We start from the raw sequence: 18,449 nt of genomic DNA, 5'->3' as shown, positions 1-18,449 counted from the left end.
GCTTCAGAGTTTAAAAACAAAGAATAAGGTAACGAAGATCAATACGCAACCTCTGATACAGGGGGCTTACCTGATTACGATAAAAACAGATACGAACAAAACGGCGAATGCTAAACTGATTAAAAAATGATTAACATGATCCCCAATAAATTTAAAAAGGTTTTTAGGTATATAATTGCAATATTTCTTTTTTGCCTATCTAGTAATTTCTTAAAAGCACAAATAAATTCTAATAATCAGTTATTAGAGCCTTTAAACATTATGACACCAGAAGCTGCAAATTTTGCAAAATATGGTGGTATTCCAATAAATTTATCTACAGGGCAATTAAATCATAGTATTTTATTGTACAATATTAAGGTTGGAAGTTTTGAAATTCCTCTGTCACTGAATTATAGTTATAATGGATTTAAGCCTCAGGTTGACCCTTCAATGGTTGGAATTGGTTGGAGTTCAAATTTTGGAGGTGCTGTTGTAAGGGAAGTTAAAGGTAAGCCAGATGAAACGAACGGATATTTTGCAAATATTAATCAATATGAAAATATGTCAAACCTATCAACGTCACAGCAAGTTCTAATGTTAAAAAATGCAGTGAATTATGGCTATGACACAAGACCAGATAAGTATATTGTAAATGCTCCAGGTATAAAAGGAAGTTTTACGCATAACTCTAATTTGACACCTATCTTTTTTGAAAAATCAAACTACAAAATATCTCAAAGAACTCAAAATGCTTTTGACCCATTTGTTGTAACTAATGAGAATGGAATTATCTATACTTTTAATGAACCTGAAGTTACGACAAATCTTGATTGGCAAACTAATATCGATGATGTATATCCAAGTAGTTGGATGCTCAGTAAAATTGAGATACCTGAAAGGCAAGATTCGATAAAATTTTCATATGAAAATTATCAAAGCTATAAATTATTTTCCAACTTTGTTTGGAGTACTACGATTCCTCAATGGAGCTGCTACACTCCACCTCCTGCGGGGAATACTTACAACGACGCCGCAGTCTCTGGAAAGTGTTTAAAGAGAATTGATTATCCTGATGGTTATGTTTTATTTGATTATGAAAAACTCTCTAGGAACACTTCAGAGTTTCCATTTATAACTTTAATGTCAAACTTTTTAAAATTACAGTCGGTAAGGGTCTATGACAAGGCCAACAAGCAAATCGAAAAATTTTCTTTTAATTATTATGATTCGGGATTTTATTATGTTTTATCATCAATTAAAAAAGAGGATAGAGATGGAGTTGAGATACCATTTTATGAATTTGATTACATAAATAAAGAGCAGCTGCCTGTAAATCCTGTTTCTTATGAATATCAGGATTTATGGGGATTTTATAATCAACAACCTATAAATATCAACAATATGACAGCTGCGCTGTCACCATCTTTTTTGCATTCGAAGTTGGGTGCCTTATCTAAGATTACTTATCCAACAAAAGGGAGGACAGAAATTGATTATTTACCTAATACTATTAGTGAATACGTTTCTAATCCACCTGTACAAGATCAAGAAATTTTAAGTTTTTCATCACAACAAACTGTTCAAGACTGTGATTATAGGGAAATGATTGTCAATATACCAACATATCAGGAAGTTACAATAACCTTAGTTGGAACTAATACTGCCACAAATGGCTACATAAATATGGGTGTTAAAAATGAGAATGGTAACATTTTACAATTTGTTGGTAGCAATGGATATTTGGGGAATTTTCAAATAATGTCTAATTTTTTGTCTCAGAATCCAACTCAAGTTGTTTCAGGTAGTACATTTGTTACAGCTGGTCAGAATTTAAAACTTTATATCGATTTATGCAAGGAGGGAGGAGGCTCTCAAGAAGAAGTTTCATGCTATATAATAATAAATTATGTGAATTCAACCAATCCAACTGGGCAATATGTTGATAAAGAAGTCGGGGGGATAAGGGTTAGTTCTACAAAAGATTGCCCAGATTCTTCTTCTGATAATTGTGTTAAGAAAACTTATACATATTCTGATGGTTTTTTAATAGAACCATACGCTAAAAAACTCTTGGAAAAAACAACTAATTTCACTGATGTTGAAGCTTTAAATTATACTGAATTAAATGATGGTGATTACTCAGTACAATCTTCTGGAGCATCGGAATGTAGTTACGGTTTGAAACAAAGTTTTTATAGACCAATTGGATCGCTGACAAATTCGGGATCGCATATTTTTTATCCTAAAGTAGATGTCAGCAATGATTCTGATAAAACACTAGGAAACATCAAAAATCAGTTTGAGTATTATCTCTCACCATCTGTCAGTGACAGTTTCCCGGATTTAAAACCAAATGAAGACCATAGACAATCTAAGTTAAAGCTTCAAGTTTCACAAGAAAAATTGAACACCGTTTTAGTTGACAAGAAAGAGATTCTTAACTATTATAACGAAAAGACGTATAATGATATTTATGCATTTGATGCGATGTATGATCGATCTTCCAATCAAATAAGATATTATAAAGTCGACTGCACGAATGGAAATTGTCATCGTACAGGTGAAATGGCTATAAAGAGTACCTTAGATTCGTTTGTTAAGGGTTCTATAAAGCATTTTTCGAAATCTTACAATATAGATAGTACATCTATAAAAGAAATGGAAAATAGCAAAATTCTTCAAACTTTTAAAAAATTTAAATATAATAATGACAATACATTAAAAGAGGAAATAACTACTTTTCCATCAAATGAAGAAGCTAAAAACGTATTTTTTTATCCTAAAGACTTGATTAATGAACCGTTTATGACAAATTTAGTTGATGAAAATAGAATTTCTACAGTTGTGAAAAATGAATCTTTTAAAAATAATAAAAAAATTAAAGAGGAACATTTAAAATTTAACAATGATATAGATACAAGTGGTAAAACACGATTAAAATCATTGTTTTCTAGCATTGGAAATGTTGATATTTTTTCATCCGATGATTTGATAATTAATTTTAATAAATACGATGATAAGGGCAATATTTTGCAGTACACCTCTAAAGATGGCATTCCTACAACTATTGTCTGGGGATACAACCAAACTCAGCCAATTGCCAAAATTGTAGGAGCTGCATATTCGGATGTGTCTTCGGTTATAAGCACTATTGTAAACGCTTCAAATACCGATGCACAAGATCCTTCGACCGAGCCTGCCTTGATTGCCGCACTCGACAACTTCAGAAAAAACAGCAACATCGCCAATTTTCAGACTACGACGTACACCTACGATCCGTTAATTGGAGTAACAAGCATTACTCCACCATCAGGAATCAGAGAGGTTTATATCTATGACTCTGTCAACAGACTGAAAGAAATAAGAGAACAAAGCCAAACAGGCAAGCTGTTGAAAGAATATCAGTACAACTATAAACACTAATACCTGATGAAAAAAATAATAATTCCTATAAGTGCTTTATTGATTACAGGCACTGCCCATGCCCAGCTAAGTACAACTGAAAATTATATTTATTCCAAAATCTATTTAAGTGATCCTACCGAACCCAATGTGAGAACCTCAGAAACGGTTCAGTATTTTGATGGGTTGGGAAGACCTAAACAGGTGGTGAATATCAAAGCTTCCCCTTTAGGAAGAGATATTGTCACTCCCGTTGTCTATGACGGATTCGGAAGGCAAACCAGAGATTACTTGCCAGTTCCACAACAATCTACAACGAATGGAGCGATATATCCTCAAGCATCTGGATTAGTTCCTTATCCTGTTAATGATCCGTCTAATATTTATAATGGTGACAAAATATTCACAGATAAACAACTGGAAAACTCACCATTAGATCGAATTCTAAGTCAGAAGCAAGTTGGTAATGCCTGGGATGGTAAACCTATACAATTCGGCTATGATGCCAATATCGGCGGAGAAGTAAAGAAATATACGGCAACATTTAACTATACAACCTTTGAAGCTTCAATTACTGTTTCTACGTCTTATGCAGCCAATCAGTTGTATAAAAATACTGTAACTGATGAAGATGGTAATCAGACGATAGAATTTAAAAATGGTCAGGGACAAGTGATATTGGTAAGAAAGATGCTGAACGCTTCTGAGAGCACAGATACCTATTATGTGTACAATGATTATGATCAGTTGGCTTATGTTTTATCACCCAAAGCAGTTGACCAAATTAAAAATCTAAGTGTAGGAACTCCAATTCCAGATACGGTTCTAAATAATCTTTGCTATCAATATAAATATGATGGCAGAAACCGATTGGTTGAAAAAAGGCTTCCAGGTAAAGGTTGGGAATATATGGTGTATGATAAAGCGGATCGTTTGGTTGCAACCCAGGATGCCAATCTTAGACTTGGTAACAAATGGCTTTTTAATAAATATGATAAATTCGGAAGAGTCATCTATACAGGAATTGCTGTTGATGGTGGTACCAGAGAGGGTGTGCAAGGCTGGATTCTTTTTACCTATGGGGTCAACACAGAAGTATCGGGATCATATACACAGAGTGGTCTACAGATACCATATGGTAATACTGCATATCCTCAAAATATAGAAAGCATACTCACTGTAAATTTTTATGACACCTATCCTATAGGAACACCTGTTTTTACTCCAACGATTCCCAATCAGAGTGCTGTATTAACGGATAATATGAGTTCTGATCTTAACACAAAAAGCTTAGCTTTAGCTTCTTATGTAAAAAATATAGAAGATGATAACTGGACGAAAAATTATACCTACTATGATATCAGAGGAAGAGTAATTGCCAGCCATTCGATCAATCATTTAGGAGGATATACTCAGACAGAATCCAAGCTTGATTTTACAGGATTAGCTCAACAAACTATCACCCGTCATAAAAGACTTTCTAGCGACACAGAAAGAGTGATTGATGAAAATTTCACTTATGATCTGCAAAACCGTCTGGTAAAACACACCCACAAAGTAGATAATAATCCTCAGGAAGAGATTCTTGCTCAAAATACTTACAATGAAATTTCCCAACTTACCAGCAAATTGGTAGGAGGAACAAATGTTGGAAGCGGTCTTCAGGAGGTCAACTATGAATACAATATTCGTGGTTGGATGACTAAGATCAATGATCCTGTAAACTTAGGAAACGACCTGTTTGGATATGAAATAAGATATACTAATCCTCAATACACTAATCTTGCTTCCGCAAAATACAACGGAAACATTGCAGAAGTAGAGTGGAAAACTTCGAAAGATGGTATCTTAAAAAGATATTCATATCAATACGATGCTTTAAACAGATTGAACGGAGGGTTTTATTCTGAGCCAGATGCTTTCGTTCCTCAAAATGGCTATTATAACGAGGCCATGAGCTATGACCTTAATGGAAATATTATGTCTTTACAGCGGAATTCGGAGGTACAGAATATTGGAGCATCACAGATGGATAATCTCACCTATACCTATACAGGCAACCAGCTTAATACTGTAATTGATTCCTCATACAATTATTCTGGCTACCCAGGCTATGGAGGGAACCTGATTAATTATGATGTAAATGGAAATATGATTGATCATGTGGATAAAGGTATTCTTGAAATCAAATACAACCACCTGAATCTTCCCAATTATGTAAAATTTGATCTGTTTGTAATAAGAAATGACCCATTTACGGGAGGTACATCCACAATATACAAAAATACAAAGTATGTATATCGAGCAGATGGGGTTAAGCAAAGTAAAATACATAATTATTTTTCAGGGAGAATTCAGGGAGATTCATACGTTTCAACCGAATATCTGGATGGTTTTCAATATAACTACGACTTTAGCGGTTTAGCAGCTTCCTTATCACCACAAGGCTTACAGTTTGTTTCGACTTCAGAAGGCTATTATGATTTTGCACAAAATAAGTATATTTACCAGTACAAAGATCAGGTAGGAAATATAAGATTGTCTTTTTACAAAGATGCTCTAGGAAATACGGTCATTGACAGAACAAATGATTATTATCCATTTGGACTGGAGTTTGGGGGTAGTAGCAGCTTAAATACGTACGGTTCTGTTTCTCCGAATTATACCTATTCTTTCCAGGGGCAGGAAAAGCAACAGGAAACGGGATGGAACTCCTTTAAATGGAGAAATTATGACCCTGCGATGGGAAGGTTTTTTAATATTGATCCTCTATCAGAAAAATATGCTTATCAATCTCATTATAATTTTTCAGAAAACAGAGTTGTGGACGGTAGAGAATTAGAAGGGTTAGAATGGGTTAAAAATTCAACAATAAATGATAATGGAACAAAAACTTATACGGCAGATGCTAAATTTAAAGTATTAAATAATGCACAAAATGTAATATCTAATTCTGATCTTAAATACTATTTTCCTAGATTTACTAAACAAATGGAAGAATCCTATAATGGAAAAACAACTTCTGGAGATGAGTTTAAGGTTGGTAAAATAGAATATCAGGTTGTTGATAAAGTAGATCCCTCAAAAGATTATTATATAGAGCTTACCACGCAAGTCTTGGAAAAAGATGGTAGCCCTTCAACTGCAGCTGGAAAAGTTGATAAGATTGGTGACACTCAAGTTAACAGAATGCAGGTAAATGTTAAAAAAACAAATCTTGAAGGAATTGTAGCTCATGAAGTAAACCACACTGCAGGTAATAGGCATCAAGACGATCCTCAAAATCAGATTAAAGATGCTTCTACAAAAATAAAATATGATAATATGATGAGTTCTCCTATTCAATCAGGAAATAAATTAATTCCAGAGCAAAGAGATATACTATTAAAAAATATACCTGATGAAAAAAAGCCTTAATATTTTAAAAATTCTTTCGTTGTTTTGTTTTATACAATGTTATACTTTACATGATTTAGTGCAAAAGAATATAAAGCAAAGTGATCTTGGCATTGATGATAAGAACTTTCTTAAAGAAAATAAAACTATGATTTATTTATATGGATCTATATTTGCAACCCCTCAAAATGTAAAATTAGATGTGGATTCACAAGTTATTTTTGAAGGTGTATTGATTCGAGATAAGTTGGGTTACGCAAAAAATTTTACGATAGACAATAGTTTTAGAAAGATTATTTTAACAGTTGGCTCTCAAAAGTTCAAAATTGTCAATGAATCCTATCCATATATAACAATAAGTTTGAATAAAGAAATGAAGCCTGTAGTGTATGAAACTAACTATATGAACATTTCTGACGGGGATGGCACAGCAGAGTAACTGATATTTATTTTCCCCAAATATTATAAAATAATGAAAAAATTCTTGCACAATCTGGATTGTTATTTTTTTATGACAAAAAATTTATACTTCTACTATTCCTAGTCTAAGAGTTATTTTATAAAAATTAGGGTATTGATTAAATACCCTAATTCTTTAAGAAACAATCAAGAAGTTCTTGAAAATAATAATAATAATAATAATAATTATCCATATGGATTGGAGTTTGAGGGTAGCAGCACCTTAAATACTTATGATTCGGTTTCTCCGAATTATACCTATTCTTTCCAGGGGCAGGAAAAGCAACAGGAAACGGGATGGAACTCCTTTAAATGGAGAAATTATGACCCTGCGATGGGAAGGTTTTTTAATATTGATCCTCTATCAGAAAAATATGCTTATCAATCGCATTATAATTTTTCGGAAAATAGAGTTGTAGATGGTAGAGAATTAGAAGGTTTGGAAGTCGTTTTAGTAAATGATACAGAGCATAATCAACCTATAATTAAAGCCGCCAATAGTGAACAATATAAAGATAATTCCAACACAAAAACTATACACATTTTTGCACATGGAAATCCTTTAGCAATGTATAATGAAAAAGTTACATCTAAACAGAAAGAAGCTGGATTAGGAACTATTGATTCTGGTGAAAAACTTAATGACGTTCTTAATCAAGGTAGCGATTTATGGAAAAACTCTGAAAGCAAAGATGGATTTACGATAGTCCTACACGCTTGTAGAACAGATTGTTACACATTAGATAATAAAGGAAATGTTATAGATCTAGTCGCCTCCCTAATGTCTGAATCGAATGAAATGAAGGGGGGGGGGTTACAATAATTGCTCCTGATGAAAGAGACGGCTTTTCTGCGAACGGAAAAGAAATAGGACCACAAGAAACCAAATATACTAACCATAATGGGAATTATTTACCAGGAACACCCAGAAGCGAACAAGGAAAACAAACTAGCCAATTTGGATATTGGAATTCCTTTAAGAATGGACAAAGAACAAATAAGCAGCCTGGAAATACCAAACCTGAGGGAAAAGACGAAAGAAGTTTACTAGATAAAATTTTTAATTGATTATGAAATATACAGTTATAATAATAGTTTTTTTATTTGTTGGCTCTTGTCAAAAGAAAGACGCACTACCCGAATTAGAAAAAAACGAGGAAAAAATCATTACTATGAATTCTGTTTCGAATTATGATAGCATTATTCGTTCTGTAAAACTTAAAGGAGATACATTAGCGTATAATGAATTATATTATTATTTAATGGATTCTAATAAAAATGATAGAACTGATACACTGATGTATTATTCACAAATAATGGCTGAAAAATACAATTACGATTTGGCTTATTTTTATTATTTAACTGCTTTATGTGAAAAATATAATATTTCATTTAAAGATGCTAACTACTCAGCAATTAATATTACTTCTATGAATAAGCTTTCGAAAAAAGAAATAGAAAATTGGTTAAATAAAATGTTAGAAAAAAAAGTAATTACTAAAGAACAATACAACTCTGTGAAGAGATAAAAAAAATTAACCCTCGTATTTGCGAGGGTTTTGTTTAGAATAACTATTATAATTCCTCATTTTTAATGACATAAAATATTCTGCAATGGTAAGATTTTTTAATGTAGATTCTCTAAGTAAAAAGTATGCGTATCAATCACATTATAATTTTTCTGAAAACAGGGTTGTTGATGGTAGAGAATTAGAGGGATTGGAAGCTAAGCTTATTAATGAAAATACAATTGAATGGCGAGTGAAAGTAGATAATAAACTTGGATATGATTATAGTAAAACTCTTTTAAAGGACGCGGCAGATATTTTAAGCCAAAATGGAATGAAATATAATATTATAAATGATCCCGAAGCTAAATTTACTTTAGAGCTATCGCGTCCTACGATGAGAATAGATCCCGTTACAAAAGAACCAGTAGTTACCAATGGATATACTATGAATGACGGGAATACCTATGATGGAAAAGCTGTCTCAAAGGATAATCCCAGAACATTAGCTCATGAACTAGGGCATAAAGCAAGTTTGCCCCACATTTTTGATGAAAAAAGTAAACTAACTAATACTGAAGAAAACAAAAATAATTTAATGAATTCGGGTGATAATAATAAGAAAGAGCTACGGAGTAGTAATGGAACTGAGCTTGTACCAGCTCAAACAAATGACATGAAAAGTCATATTCAAAAAGTTTATGAAAATAAAACCAAAGAAAAGGAAATTGAATCTAAAAACAATATACCAAATGATATCAATTAATATTCCGAAAAATCAAAAAAAAATATTTTTCACTTCATTACTTCTAATGATTTCTTGCCAAACAAAAAAAATAATAAGTTATGATAAGTATCAAACTCTGTCTTTTGAAAAGAAAAACGAGGTAAATGAATATCTTAAAGATGCATATAAATTCTTACCTAAAAAAGAAGATGAAGTTCTATTAATGTTTCAATATAATTGTTTTTTTGGAAAAAAATTAACATTAAACAATGGATATTCTACGGAGTTCCCTACATCTCAAAACAAAATTAGCTATGGACAAAGGTTCACAACTTTTAAAAAAAATATTGGAAATGTAGAAATTAATTTATCTAATAAAAAAACTTTCGTGATACATTTGAAGACAGGATTTGATTATATAGGAGTTTGTTATAATGAGAAAGAAAACAAGTTATATATTGAATATTTTGATTTCCCACACATGTTAGTAGAAGAATAAATATATATGATGAAATTACAGAATAATCCAATTATTATAATTTTTTGCAATTGTCTTATATTTTTATACAGTTGTAAAAATAAAACAACTTCCTTTTATTATAAAAGTAAATCAGAGAAAACAGACTGGAAACAAATTAATTCCAGAGCAAAGAGATATAATCTTAAAAAATATACCTGATGAAAAAAAGCCTTAATATTTTAAAAATTCTTTCGTTGTTTTGTTTTATACAATGTTATACTTCACATGATTTAGTGCAAAAACGGCTACAACCAAGTGAAATAGGATTTAGAACTCAAAGGTTTCTTAAAGAAAATAAAACTATGATTTATTTATACGGATCTATATTTGCAACCCCTCAAAATGTAAAATTAGATGTGGATTCACAAGTTATTTTTGAAGGTGTATTGATTCGAGATAAGTTGGGGTACGCAAAAAATTTTACGATAGACAATAGTTTTAGAAAGATTATTTTAACAGTTGGCTCTCAAAAATTCAAAATTGTCAATGAATCCTATCCATATATAACAATAAGTTTGAATAAAGGAATGAAGCCTGTAGTGTATGAAACTAATTATATGAACATTTCTGACGGGGATGGCACAGCAGAGTAATTGATATTTATTTTCCCCAAATATTATAAAATAATGAAAAAATTCTTGCACAATCTGGATTTGTTATTTTTTTAGGACAAAAAGTTTATACTTCTACTACTCCTAGTCTAAGAGTTATTTTATAAAAATTAGGGTATTGATTAAATACCCTAATTCTTTAAGAAGTAATGTAGAAGTTCTTAAAGAAAACAACTATTATCCTTTTGGGTTGAAACATGGTGGGTATAATACAACATCTGGAAATTCATCTTATCAATACAAGTACAATGGTAAGGAATTGCAGACGGATTCAGGGATGTATGATTATGGAGCAAGATTCTATATGCCAGATTTGGGTAGATGGGGTGTGGTGGATCCGCTAGCGGAGAAAACTTTACAGCTTTATGCTTATGCTAACAACAATCCGATTATGTATATTGACCCAACAGGAATGGAAGGAGAAAGTATCCATCTTGGCAAATATGGAAATGTTTTAAAAAATATAGATGATGGTGATAATGGAGTATATCTTCATAAAAATGCCAAGACAGAGAGAGATATTAATAAAACGTATAGTTCTCAAAATACCAGTGCCGGAGGAGAGAAAATAGGAGAACTTGGAGGAACGATAGATGCCAATTATATTTATTCAAATACGTTAAGTAAAAACATTGAGGAGTCGAGTAATATTTGGAATCCAAATACTTTTAGAGAATATGTAAAAGGTGGTGGTGTAAGTCTCCCTAAAAACTGGACCAATTATCACCCTAAAATTAACGAGAAAAAACAATTAATTTTAGGATATGAAAACAAGTAAATTTACAGAGAGCCAAATTTTGGCAATTTTGATTGAAACTAAATACTCAGGCAAAATAGGAATCGTTAAAGATCTTGATGTTCGTAAAATAAAATAATACTTCATGCAAAGTCTTCAATTTTAAACTGATAAAACAAAACCACCGCTTCATTGCAGTGGTTTTTATATGTATGAATACTTAATTCTTTTTTGTAAAAGCCTTTTCTATGGTTTCCAGCTCGCTTTTATTCATTTTTGAGGATTTCTCCAGTTTTGCGGTAAAAGTGACGACCTCTTCTGCGGTTGAAGGACAGCCCAGATTTTCTCCTTTTTGATCGAAAGAATCGGCAAGTATTTCTCCTTTAGGATTCAGGACCAGCCAAAATGGAAGTCCTGCATTTTCTCCTTTGTATTTGTTCATGATCTCCTGACCTCCGGGGTTTTCAAGTTTTTTCTTCTCTCCCATTTCCTGAACATCAAGATAAGCCGTGACAAATTTCTTTTCAAAAATAGGTTTCGTTTCCGGAAGGTTCATATTCTTTTCCATCACATGACACCATTTGCACCATGAAGCATGGAAAATAAGAAGTACATTTTTATTTTTTGATTTTGCTTCTGTAAGTGCTTTCTTTAGCACAACTTCAGCATTTTCCTGAGCAAAATTTAATTGAAAAAGGAGTAATCCCAGTACAATAAGTATTCTTGAAAATTTCATTTGATCTTGTTTTTTGGTTTAAAAGTTATACGAATGTAAGGTTTTTTGTTTTTATTTGAAGTAATATTTTGTTTCAACATTTATTCATTTATGAAAATAAAATTTATCCTGTTTCTGGTATTTTATTCTTACTCTGTAAATGCACAGGTTTCCTTTAAAGTAAAGCAACTCGCTAAACCTTTAGACACAATCTCCTATGCAGAATCTTCACATATAGGAATTGGCGGTAAAAGCAGTAAAATCTATGACTATTTCCGAAAGGTGTCTAAAATTGCTAAAAATGATGAGCTTTATTATTTTGCTAAAAATGGAAGCAGTGCTTTAAAATTATATTCCAGTCAGGAACTATTTAAAAGAAACGATAAAAGATTTCTTGAAATCTATCAATATTATCATGACAATCCTTTGATAATGAAATATCAGAATGGCTGTATCATTGAAAAAGAAAGCATTACAGTCTATCTAAAAAATGAAGTACATTCAGCAAAGGATATTATTTCACTAAGAGATTCTCTACTACAAGAAAAAAGAAGGGATTTGATTAAAAATCAATTAACAAGTATTTATGTGGAAGGATATAGAAATCTTAGTCAGGAAAATTTAGAATTTTGTTTAAAAGAAATTGAAAGAATCGATTCGGGAAAATAGCTTTTATAATGTTATGAGTTCTAAATAAAATTCCCCTCGCTTACGCTCGGGGAATTCAAAAATAAAACTAGATAAAGGATATTTTTTTAAGGATTCTGTTCATATCCAGCTACCTGAATTTGGGATAAAGGAATCTGATACAGATAATCATTTGTAGTAATGGTATAGTTATAATTAAGATCTGCTGCAGCCTGATTGATAACGCTCACAGCAATATTCCAGCGAACCAGATCATGCCAGTAAACGCCTTCCCCGGCAAATTCAACTCTTCTTTCTTTACGAAGCGCTGTCGTAAAATCCGAACTTGACATTGAGGTAGAAAGTGCTGAAAGACCGGCTCTCTGACGAATTTTGTTCAAATAAGGAACGGCTGTACTTGTACTCCCCTGGTTGTTCAAAACCTCAGCATACATTAAAAGAACATCTTCGTAACGAATAATCGGGAAATTGATAGGCCAGTCATAACGATTGGTAATCACAAGACCTCCTTCACGGAATTTTACAAAGTAATTGGCAAAATCCGCCTGACCGTTTTGCGCGATAAACTGAGTTTTAACCGTTACTGCTTTTCTTAGATCTCCAGCTTCATAAGCATTAAGTAAAGATTGCGAAACTCCCAGTTCACTTGAGCTATATAAGCTACCCTGTGCATTGTACAGCGGATCGGCAGTACCAAAAGTAGGTGAAACATAGCTTGGCAAATAAGAGCCTTGCGACACTCCCCCACTGATGTGCTGAATCTCAAAAATATGATATTTATTATCATTGGCACTTTTAAACAGATCTGCATAATTGGGAGCAAATGTCACATATTGTCCTTCAACCTGAATCACTGCTGATAAATGATCTTTTGCTTTTGCCAGGTACGAACTGTTATTGAGCGGGTAACCATATCCTGTAAGATACATCCTGCCCAACATCGCATGAGCCGCTGATTTTGTTATTCTTCCTTTATTTTTTGCATCATAGGTATCTTTTAAACCTGATATTGATACTTCAATTTCTGAAGTAATAAAATTATAAAGGGTAGCTAAATCCGTTCTTTGAATTGCCGACGCTTCCGACGGACTTACTGGATGATCTACCAAAGGAACTCTTCCAAAATTACGCATAAGCTCGAAATAAGCATACGCTCTTAAAAAACGGGTTTCGGAACGGTACTGCTCTTTTGTAGCCTGATCTGCAAAGGGAACCGCATCAATTCTTGCCAAGATATTATTGGCATAAGAAATAAGCTGATAAGCATCTTCCCACAGAATTTCCACTTCTTCCGTTGAAGAGGTGTCCTGAAAACGGTTGATGGCATAGTAATCCCTGTTTCCGTTTTGTGAGATGGCATTAAAGTTATTGGAACGAACTTCAGATGCCAGTAAATAGAAGTTAACATCAAACCCTCCTCTGGATGAGGAATTGATCATTGCAGAATATACTCCGGACAACGCCTGCTGAATTTGAAGTTCTGTGGTATAAAAAGAGGTTTGGGTAATATTATTCTCAGGTTCCAGCATCAGATCTTTTTCACAGCTGGTCATTACGAAGAATAATGTTCCCAGAATGAATGTCTTTGCAAATGTTTTCGTATTTCTTTTATAAATTGTTTTCATTTTTAAATTTTAGAAGTTAAAGTTTAGTCCCATCATATATACTTTTGCATTAGGATATGCTCCATAATCGGTTCCGTCTGACTGTACAGATTCCGGGTTGTATCCTCCGTAATAATGATCTTTTCTCCAGACATTTTCTAAACTGACATATACTCTCAGACTGGAAATTTTCAGCTTGTCTACAAGATCTTTTGGGAAATTGTATCCCAGTGTTATGTTTTTAAGCTGAATATAAGTGGCATCATACAACCATCTTGTATCCAAGAGGCTTCCTGTAGTTCCGTCCAGTCGTGGTGTTTTCCCATCTCCAGGATTTTCATCTGAACGCCAACGATTTGCCCAGTTTCCCATTACATTGGTCGTGGTTCCCATTCCTGTGCGATCGATTGCACGACCTAACAACGCATAACTGTACCCTCCTTTCTGTCCCTGAAAGAATACAGAAAGATCAAAGTTTTTATATGAGAATGTGTTCGTAATCCCCCAATAATAATCGGGAGTCGGGCTTCCTATGATATGACGGTCATCTTCGTTAATAACTCCATCTCCGTTATAATCTCTGTATTTAACATCTCCTGCAATCGCTCCACTCGTTTTAGCAATATTTGGATTGTTGATATCGGCTGTAGAAAGTACTCCTATCGCTTCATAAAGATAGAATGAATTCAGTGACTGGCCGACCTGTATAATATTGGTACTATTACTGAAACCGGTATAAATAGGTGTATTGTCGCTACCCAGCTGTAACACTTTATTTTTATTAAAAGCAATATTCGCTGAAGTATTCCATCTGAAGTTCCCCACGAAGTTTTTTGTGTTTAAATCCAGCTCCAGTCCTTTATTCTGTACAGAACCAACATTACTCCATACTGAAGTATAGCCGCTTACTGCCGCTATTGGCTGTTCCAGAAGCAGGTCTTTCGTTTTCTTGATATAGTAATCTGCCGTAAAGTCAATTCTGTTGAATAATCCTAGTTCAAACCCAAAATCTGAGGATTGCGTTTTTTCCCAGGTTAACTTTCTATTTGCAGAAGTATTGGGAACTAATCCATTGGACAAAGTCCCGCCAAATGAATAATTCCCTCCCGCAAGTGTTCCAAATGCTCTGTAATCTCCAATGGCATTGTTTCCGTTTTCACCCCAGCTGTATCTTAGTTTAAGATTATTCAGCCAGCTTACATCTTTTAAGAAATCTTCCTTATCAACTTTCCAACCTGCTCCAAATGCCGGAAATATCCCCCAAAGATTGTCCCATCCAAATCTGGAAGAACCGTCTCTACGGATACTTGCCAACAACATATATTTCTTTTTGTAATCATAATTCACACGACCAAACATTGAAATCAACATCCATTCAGATGCTGTATATTCTGAGTTCAGTACAGAGGCAGATTGTGTGAAATTAAAGGTTTGTAAATCATCATTAGGAAAACCCTTATTCCTGTTATATTGAGTGGTTGTTCTGTAATTCTCCGCACTGTATCCTGCAATCGCTGCAATACTGTGGTCTCCAAAAGTCTTTTTATAATTTAATAAAGCTTCCCCCAAATATCTGTTATAGTTTACTGTCTTACGGCTTGCAATACTTACCTGCCCCGGAATATTGGTAATCAAATCAAACGTTGGCGTATAGCCGTTGTTAAGATTGAAATTATTCGTAGCTCCTCCGGAAAGTTTAATATTCAGGTCTGGCAAAATATCATAAGACACATACGCGCTGGTGAGTAAACGGAACTCGTTGGTATTATTTGTTGTATTTTCCATCAGTCCGATCGGGCTCTGTGTAGAACCTGCCCATCTGTATCTTGTATTTTTCCAGAAATTGGTATAAAGTCCGGCGCCAACTTCTGCCACAGGTACCATAGAAAGCATTTTGTGGGCTAAATTATCTTTCCCATCTACTGTAGCTCCGTAGCTTTTCGAGTAGCTTGGGCGAAATGAAATTCCGGCTTTCCATTTATCTGAAATATTAAGATCTACAACAGCGCTTAAATTAAATCTGCTGAAACCTGTATTAATCGCCAATCCTTCCTGATCAAAATAAGCTCCCGAAATCAGGTATTTCACATTTTTGGTTCCCCCTCTTGCCGACAACTGATAACTTTGTATAGAGGCCGGTCGGTAAAACACATCCTGCCAATCGATATTTGCTACCTGGCTGGTTCCCCATCGCGGGTCGATCATATAATTGATATTGGCTAAATTGTAATCTGTTGCATTGGCCAGATTAAAATAATTAGCTCTTACCGCATAGCTATCTGATGCAGAATTACCGGGCGCTAATGCCTCCCATTTTTTATTAATAGCTTCTGTAGCATAGTCGATCCATTCTGCACTGCTCATGATATCCAGTTTTTTCTCAATGGTCTGAACTCCATAATACTGAGAAAAGCTAAAAACAGGTTTTCCTGAATTTCCTTTTTTAGTGGTTACAATCACAATCCCGTTAGAACCTCGAGATCCATACATTGCCGTTGATGCGGCATCCTTAAGCACTTCAATCGATTGCACATCATCAGGAGAAACATTCGCCATATCATCTACGACCATACCATCAACCACATAAAGAGGGGAATTACTTGCTGATATGGAAGCCGAACCACGAACTCTGATTTCTAAAGGCTCACCAGGTTTCCCACTAGTGGCACGGGTTTTAACCCCTGCAATTTGTCCCGTTAAAGCCTGATCTACTCTTGCTATCGGACGGTCTTTAAAAGTCTCAGCATTTACTCTGCCGACTGAACCTGTGACCTCTCCTTTCTTTTGTGTACCGTAAGCAATAACAACGACCTCTTCGATATCTTTAGTTTTATTTGATTTTATACTGTCCTTGCCAGTACCAGCGGTTTGTTTTTCCTGTGCGAAAACAAAACCTGTAGTACTTAACAAAATACCTAAAGCTACTATAGATTTCTTCATTCTATGATTCGTGATTGTTAATTATTAAAAATTTACTTGTATCCTTAATGAAATCGAAACACCTGTCTGAAAGATATGATATTTCTCATGTTTTATTTTTATAAAAGTATACTTCTCGCAAATTTTTGGTATCCTGTAGTAACCTGTGAATATTCTCTTATTAGAGAAATAGCTGTAAATAAAAAATCATCATTGACGATTTTTCAAAAATAAATAAACCTTCAGAACGGGTTTTTAAGAATAAAATACTAGAATCACCAAACTAATAATCAGTAAGATGAAGATTTAACGTCCTTATTTGTTTACTGAAAATTTTCAGTAATGTATTCAGAAAATCAGAAATGATTGGGGTATTTTTCTGAACAATGTTCAGAGGAAATAAGAATATGACTTAATATTTATGCGATCAAACCATATTTCTTTTTGGTAAGATGAATGATCTCATCAATATGTTCTACATCAAATTCGTTGGCAGCAATATGCTTCCATAATCCTTCAATAAATAATAAAAGGATTTCTGCTTCCAGTATAGGTTTTCTGTAACCAAGTTCAGCAAATGCTTTGATCAGAACATCATGGCAAGGTTTCATGAAAAGCCGGTGATGAGCCATTCCCATTGCATTGAGCGGTATTATTTTATATTGCATCTGCCAAAAGTCTTTATTGGCTAACACAAGTATTTTCGGCAGACCCAATATATTAGAAATATAGTCTTCCGGGCTTTTATATTCGATATACGTGGCAACAAGCCTTGTCGCTTCACGATAACCTGATTTCAGGATCTCTTCTATCAGATTATCTTTGCTTTTAAAATGTTTAAAAATGAGTGCTTCCGAAACTCCAGCTTCTACAGCAATAGATTTTGTAGATGCCGCCGTCGTTCCCAATTCTGTAAAAATCTTTAGTGCCGCTCTTAATATATCTTCTTTTTTACTCATTTCTACCTTTGTTGCTTCTTTTCATGATCATCTGAAAGGCAAAGTTATGAACATTCAATAAAAAATCCCTTACTTTAGTTTTAAGCTGTTGTATATTTTGAGAATGCTTTTGAATAGTTGATCATAAAAACGTTTTTATTTTTCCTTTTTTAGAAAAATGAGTTACAATTGGGATTGGATTAACGTGACTGAATATTTTTATCACGCAAAGGTTGAAAGGCTTATTGCTCCCTATAATCATCATTCGCATTAATAAAACTTTG

General features: G+C 33.6%; 13 protein-coding genes and 1 pseudogene. 10 read left to right on the top strand and 4 right to left on the bottom strand.

The features are described 5' to 3' along the window. Positions 1–135: 135 nt before the first annotated feature. The 9 genes and pseudogenes from JI747_RS18845 to JI747_RS20510 all read left to right on the top strand — a co-directional run. The gene (locus JI747_RS18845; protein ID WP_225690409.1) at positions 136–3,405 is read left to right on the top strand and encodes a hypothetical protein; all 3,270 of its coding nucleotides are present in this window, start codon (positions 136–138) and stop codon (positions 3,403–3,405) included. Positions 3,406–3,411: 6 nt separating this feature from the next. Beyond that, positions 3,412–6,801, top strand: a complete 3,390-nt coding sequence (locus JI747_RS18840; RefSeq protein WP_225690408.1) for a DUF6443 domain-containing protein — start codon at positions 3,412–3,414, stop codon at positions 6,799–6,801. Beyond that, a complete protein-coding gene (locus JI747_RS18835) occupies positions 6,785–7,219 on the top strand; it encodes a hypothetical protein (RefSeq protein WP_225690407.1) in 435 nt (144 codons plus the stop codon). The genes JI747_RS18840 and JI747_RS18835 overlap by 17 nt, the downstream gene beginning before the upstream one ends. 135 nt (positions 7,220–7,354) lie before the next feature. Further along, positions 7,355–8,062 (top strand): RHS repeat-associated core domain-containing protein, encoded by a 708-nt coding sequence (locus JI747_RS18830; protein WP_225690406.1) that lies wholly within the window; start codon positions 7,355–7,357, stop codon positions 8,060–8,062. A gap of 247 nt (positions 8,063–8,309) precedes the next feature. Further along, positions 8,310–8,768 (top strand): hypothetical protein, encoded by a 459-nt coding sequence (locus JI747_RS18825; RefSeq protein ID WP_225690405.1) that lies wholly within the window; start codon positions 8,310–8,312, stop codon positions 8,766–8,768. A gap of 85 nt (positions 8,769–8,853) precedes the next feature. Further along, positions 8,854–9,513 carry a hypothetical protein gene (locus JI747_RS18820; RefSeq protein ID WP_225690404.1) on the top strand — a complete coding sequence of 220 codons (660 nt, stop codon included), beginning with the start codon at positions 8,854–8,856 and terminating at the stop codon, positions 9,511–9,513. After that, positions 9,500–9,973 carry a hypothetical protein gene (locus JI747_RS18815; protein WP_225690403.1) on the top strand — a complete coding sequence of 158 codons (474 nt, stop codon included), beginning with the start codon at positions 9,500–9,502 and terminating at the stop codon, positions 9,971–9,973. The genes JI747_RS18820 and JI747_RS18815 overlap by 14 nt, the downstream gene beginning before the upstream one ends. Before the next feature lie 179 nt (positions 9,974–10,152). Next, positions 10,153–10,587: a hypothetical protein gene (locus JI747_RS18810; protein ID WP_225690402.1), complete on the top strand. Its 435-nt coding sequence runs from the start codon at positions 10,153–10,155 to the stop codon at positions 10,585–10,587. Positions 10,588–10,765: 178 nt separating this feature from the next. Further along, positions 10,766–11,029: pseudogene (locus JI747_RS20510) on the top strand (RHS repeat-associated core domain-containing protein); the annotation flags it as partial. A 532-nt stretch (positions 11,030–11,561) separates the two neighbouring features. On the opposite strand, the gene JI747_RS18800 reads toward JI747_RS20510, so the two are convergent. Then, positions 11,562–12,077: a thioredoxin family protein gene (locus JI747_RS18800; RefSeq protein WP_225690401.1), complete on the bottom strand. Its 516-nt coding sequence runs from the start codon at positions 12,075–12,077 to the stop codon at positions 11,562–11,564. A 90-nt stretch (positions 12,078–12,167) separates the two neighbouring features. On the opposite strand from JI747_RS18800, the gene JI747_RS18795 reads away from it, so the two are divergent. Beyond that, complete coding sequence (locus tag JI747_RS18795; RefSeq protein ID WP_225690400.1) at positions 12,168–12,725, top strand: hypothetical protein; 558 nt, start codon at positions 12,168–12,170, stop codon at positions 12,723–12,725. Positions 12,726–12,811: 86 nt separating this feature from the next. On the opposite strand, the gene JI747_RS18790 is transcribed toward JI747_RS18795, so the two are convergent. The 3 genes from JI747_RS18790 to JI747_RS18780 all read right to left on the bottom strand — a co-directional run bounded on the left by JI747_RS18790 (position 12,812) and on the right by JI747_RS18780 (position 18,186). Further along, positions 12,812–14,329 (bottom strand): RagB/SusD family nutrient uptake outer membrane protein, encoded by a 1,518-nt coding sequence (locus JI747_RS18790; protein ID WP_225690399.1) that lies wholly within the window; start codon positions 14,327–14,329, stop codon positions 12,812–12,814. A 9-nt stretch (positions 14,330–14,338) separates the two neighbouring features. Then, positions 14,339–17,248 (bottom strand): SusC/RagA family TonB-linked outer membrane protein, encoded by a 2,910-nt coding sequence (locus JI747_RS18785; RefSeq protein WP_225690398.1) that lies wholly within the window; start codon positions 17,246–17,248, stop codon positions 14,339–14,341. Positions 17,249–17,646: 398 nt separating this feature from the next. Continuing rightward, a complete protein-coding gene (locus JI747_RS18780; protein WP_225690397.1) occupies positions 17,647–18,186 on the bottom strand; it encodes a TetR/AcrR family transcriptional regulator in 540 nt (179 codons plus the stop codon). Between the last annotated feature and the right edge of the window lie 263 nt (positions 18,187–18,449).

Source organism: Chryseobacterium tagetis (genome assembly GCF_016735585.2).
GTDB classification, from domain to species: Bacteria; Bacteroidota; Bacteroidia; order Flavobacteriales; family Weeksellaceae; genus Chryseobacterium; species Chryseobacterium tagetis.
Note: the sequence above shows the minus strand (reverse complement) of the source record. Positions and strands in the feature narration are given on the sequence as shown.

Coding starts and splice junctions, on each gene's coding strand:
- JI747_RS18810 (WP_225690402.1), top strand. CDS start 10,153: ATGAAAAAAAGCCTTAATATTTTAAAAATTCTTTCGTTGTTTTGTTTT.
- JI747_RS18825 (WP_225690405.1), top strand. CDS start 8,310: ATGAAATATACAGTTATAATAATAGTTTTTTTATTTGTTGGCTCTTGT.
- JI747_RS18785 (WP_225690398.1), bottom strand. CDS start 17,248: ATGAAGAAATCTATAGTAGCTTTAGGTATTTTGTTAAGTACTACAGGT.
- JI747_RS18820 (WP_225690404.1), top strand. CDS start 8,854: ATGGTAAGATTTTTTAATGTAGATTCTCTAAGTAAAAAGTATGCGTAT.
- JI747_RS18840 (WP_225690408.1), top strand. CDS start 3,412: ATGAAAAAAATAATAATTCCTATAAGTGCTTTATTGATTACAGGCACT.
- JI747_RS18815 (WP_225690403.1), top strand. CDS start 9,500: ATGATATCAATTAATATTCCGAAAAATCAAAAAAAAATATTTTTCACT.
- JI747_RS18800 (WP_225690401.1), bottom strand. CDS start 12,077: ATGAAATTTTCAAGAATACTTATTGTACTGGGATTACTCCTTTTTCAA.
- JI747_RS18780 (WP_225690397.1), bottom strand. CDS start 18,186: ATGAGTAAAAAAGAAGATATATTAAGAGCGGCACTAAAGATTTTTACA.
- JI747_RS18845 (WP_225690409.1), top strand. CDS start 136: ATGATCCCCAATAAATTTAAAAAGGTTTTTAGGTATATAATTGCAATA.
- JI747_RS18835 (WP_225690407.1), top strand. CDS start 6,785: ATGAAAAAAAGCCTTAATATTTTAAAAATTCTTTCGTTGTTTTGTTTT.
- JI747_RS18795 (WP_225690400.1), top strand. CDS start 12,168: ATGAAAATAAAATTTATCCTGTTTCTGGTATTTTATTCTTACTCTGTA.
- JI747_RS18790 (WP_225690399.1), bottom strand. CDS start 14,329: ATGAAAACAATTTATAAAAGAAATACGAAAACATTTGCAAAGACATTC.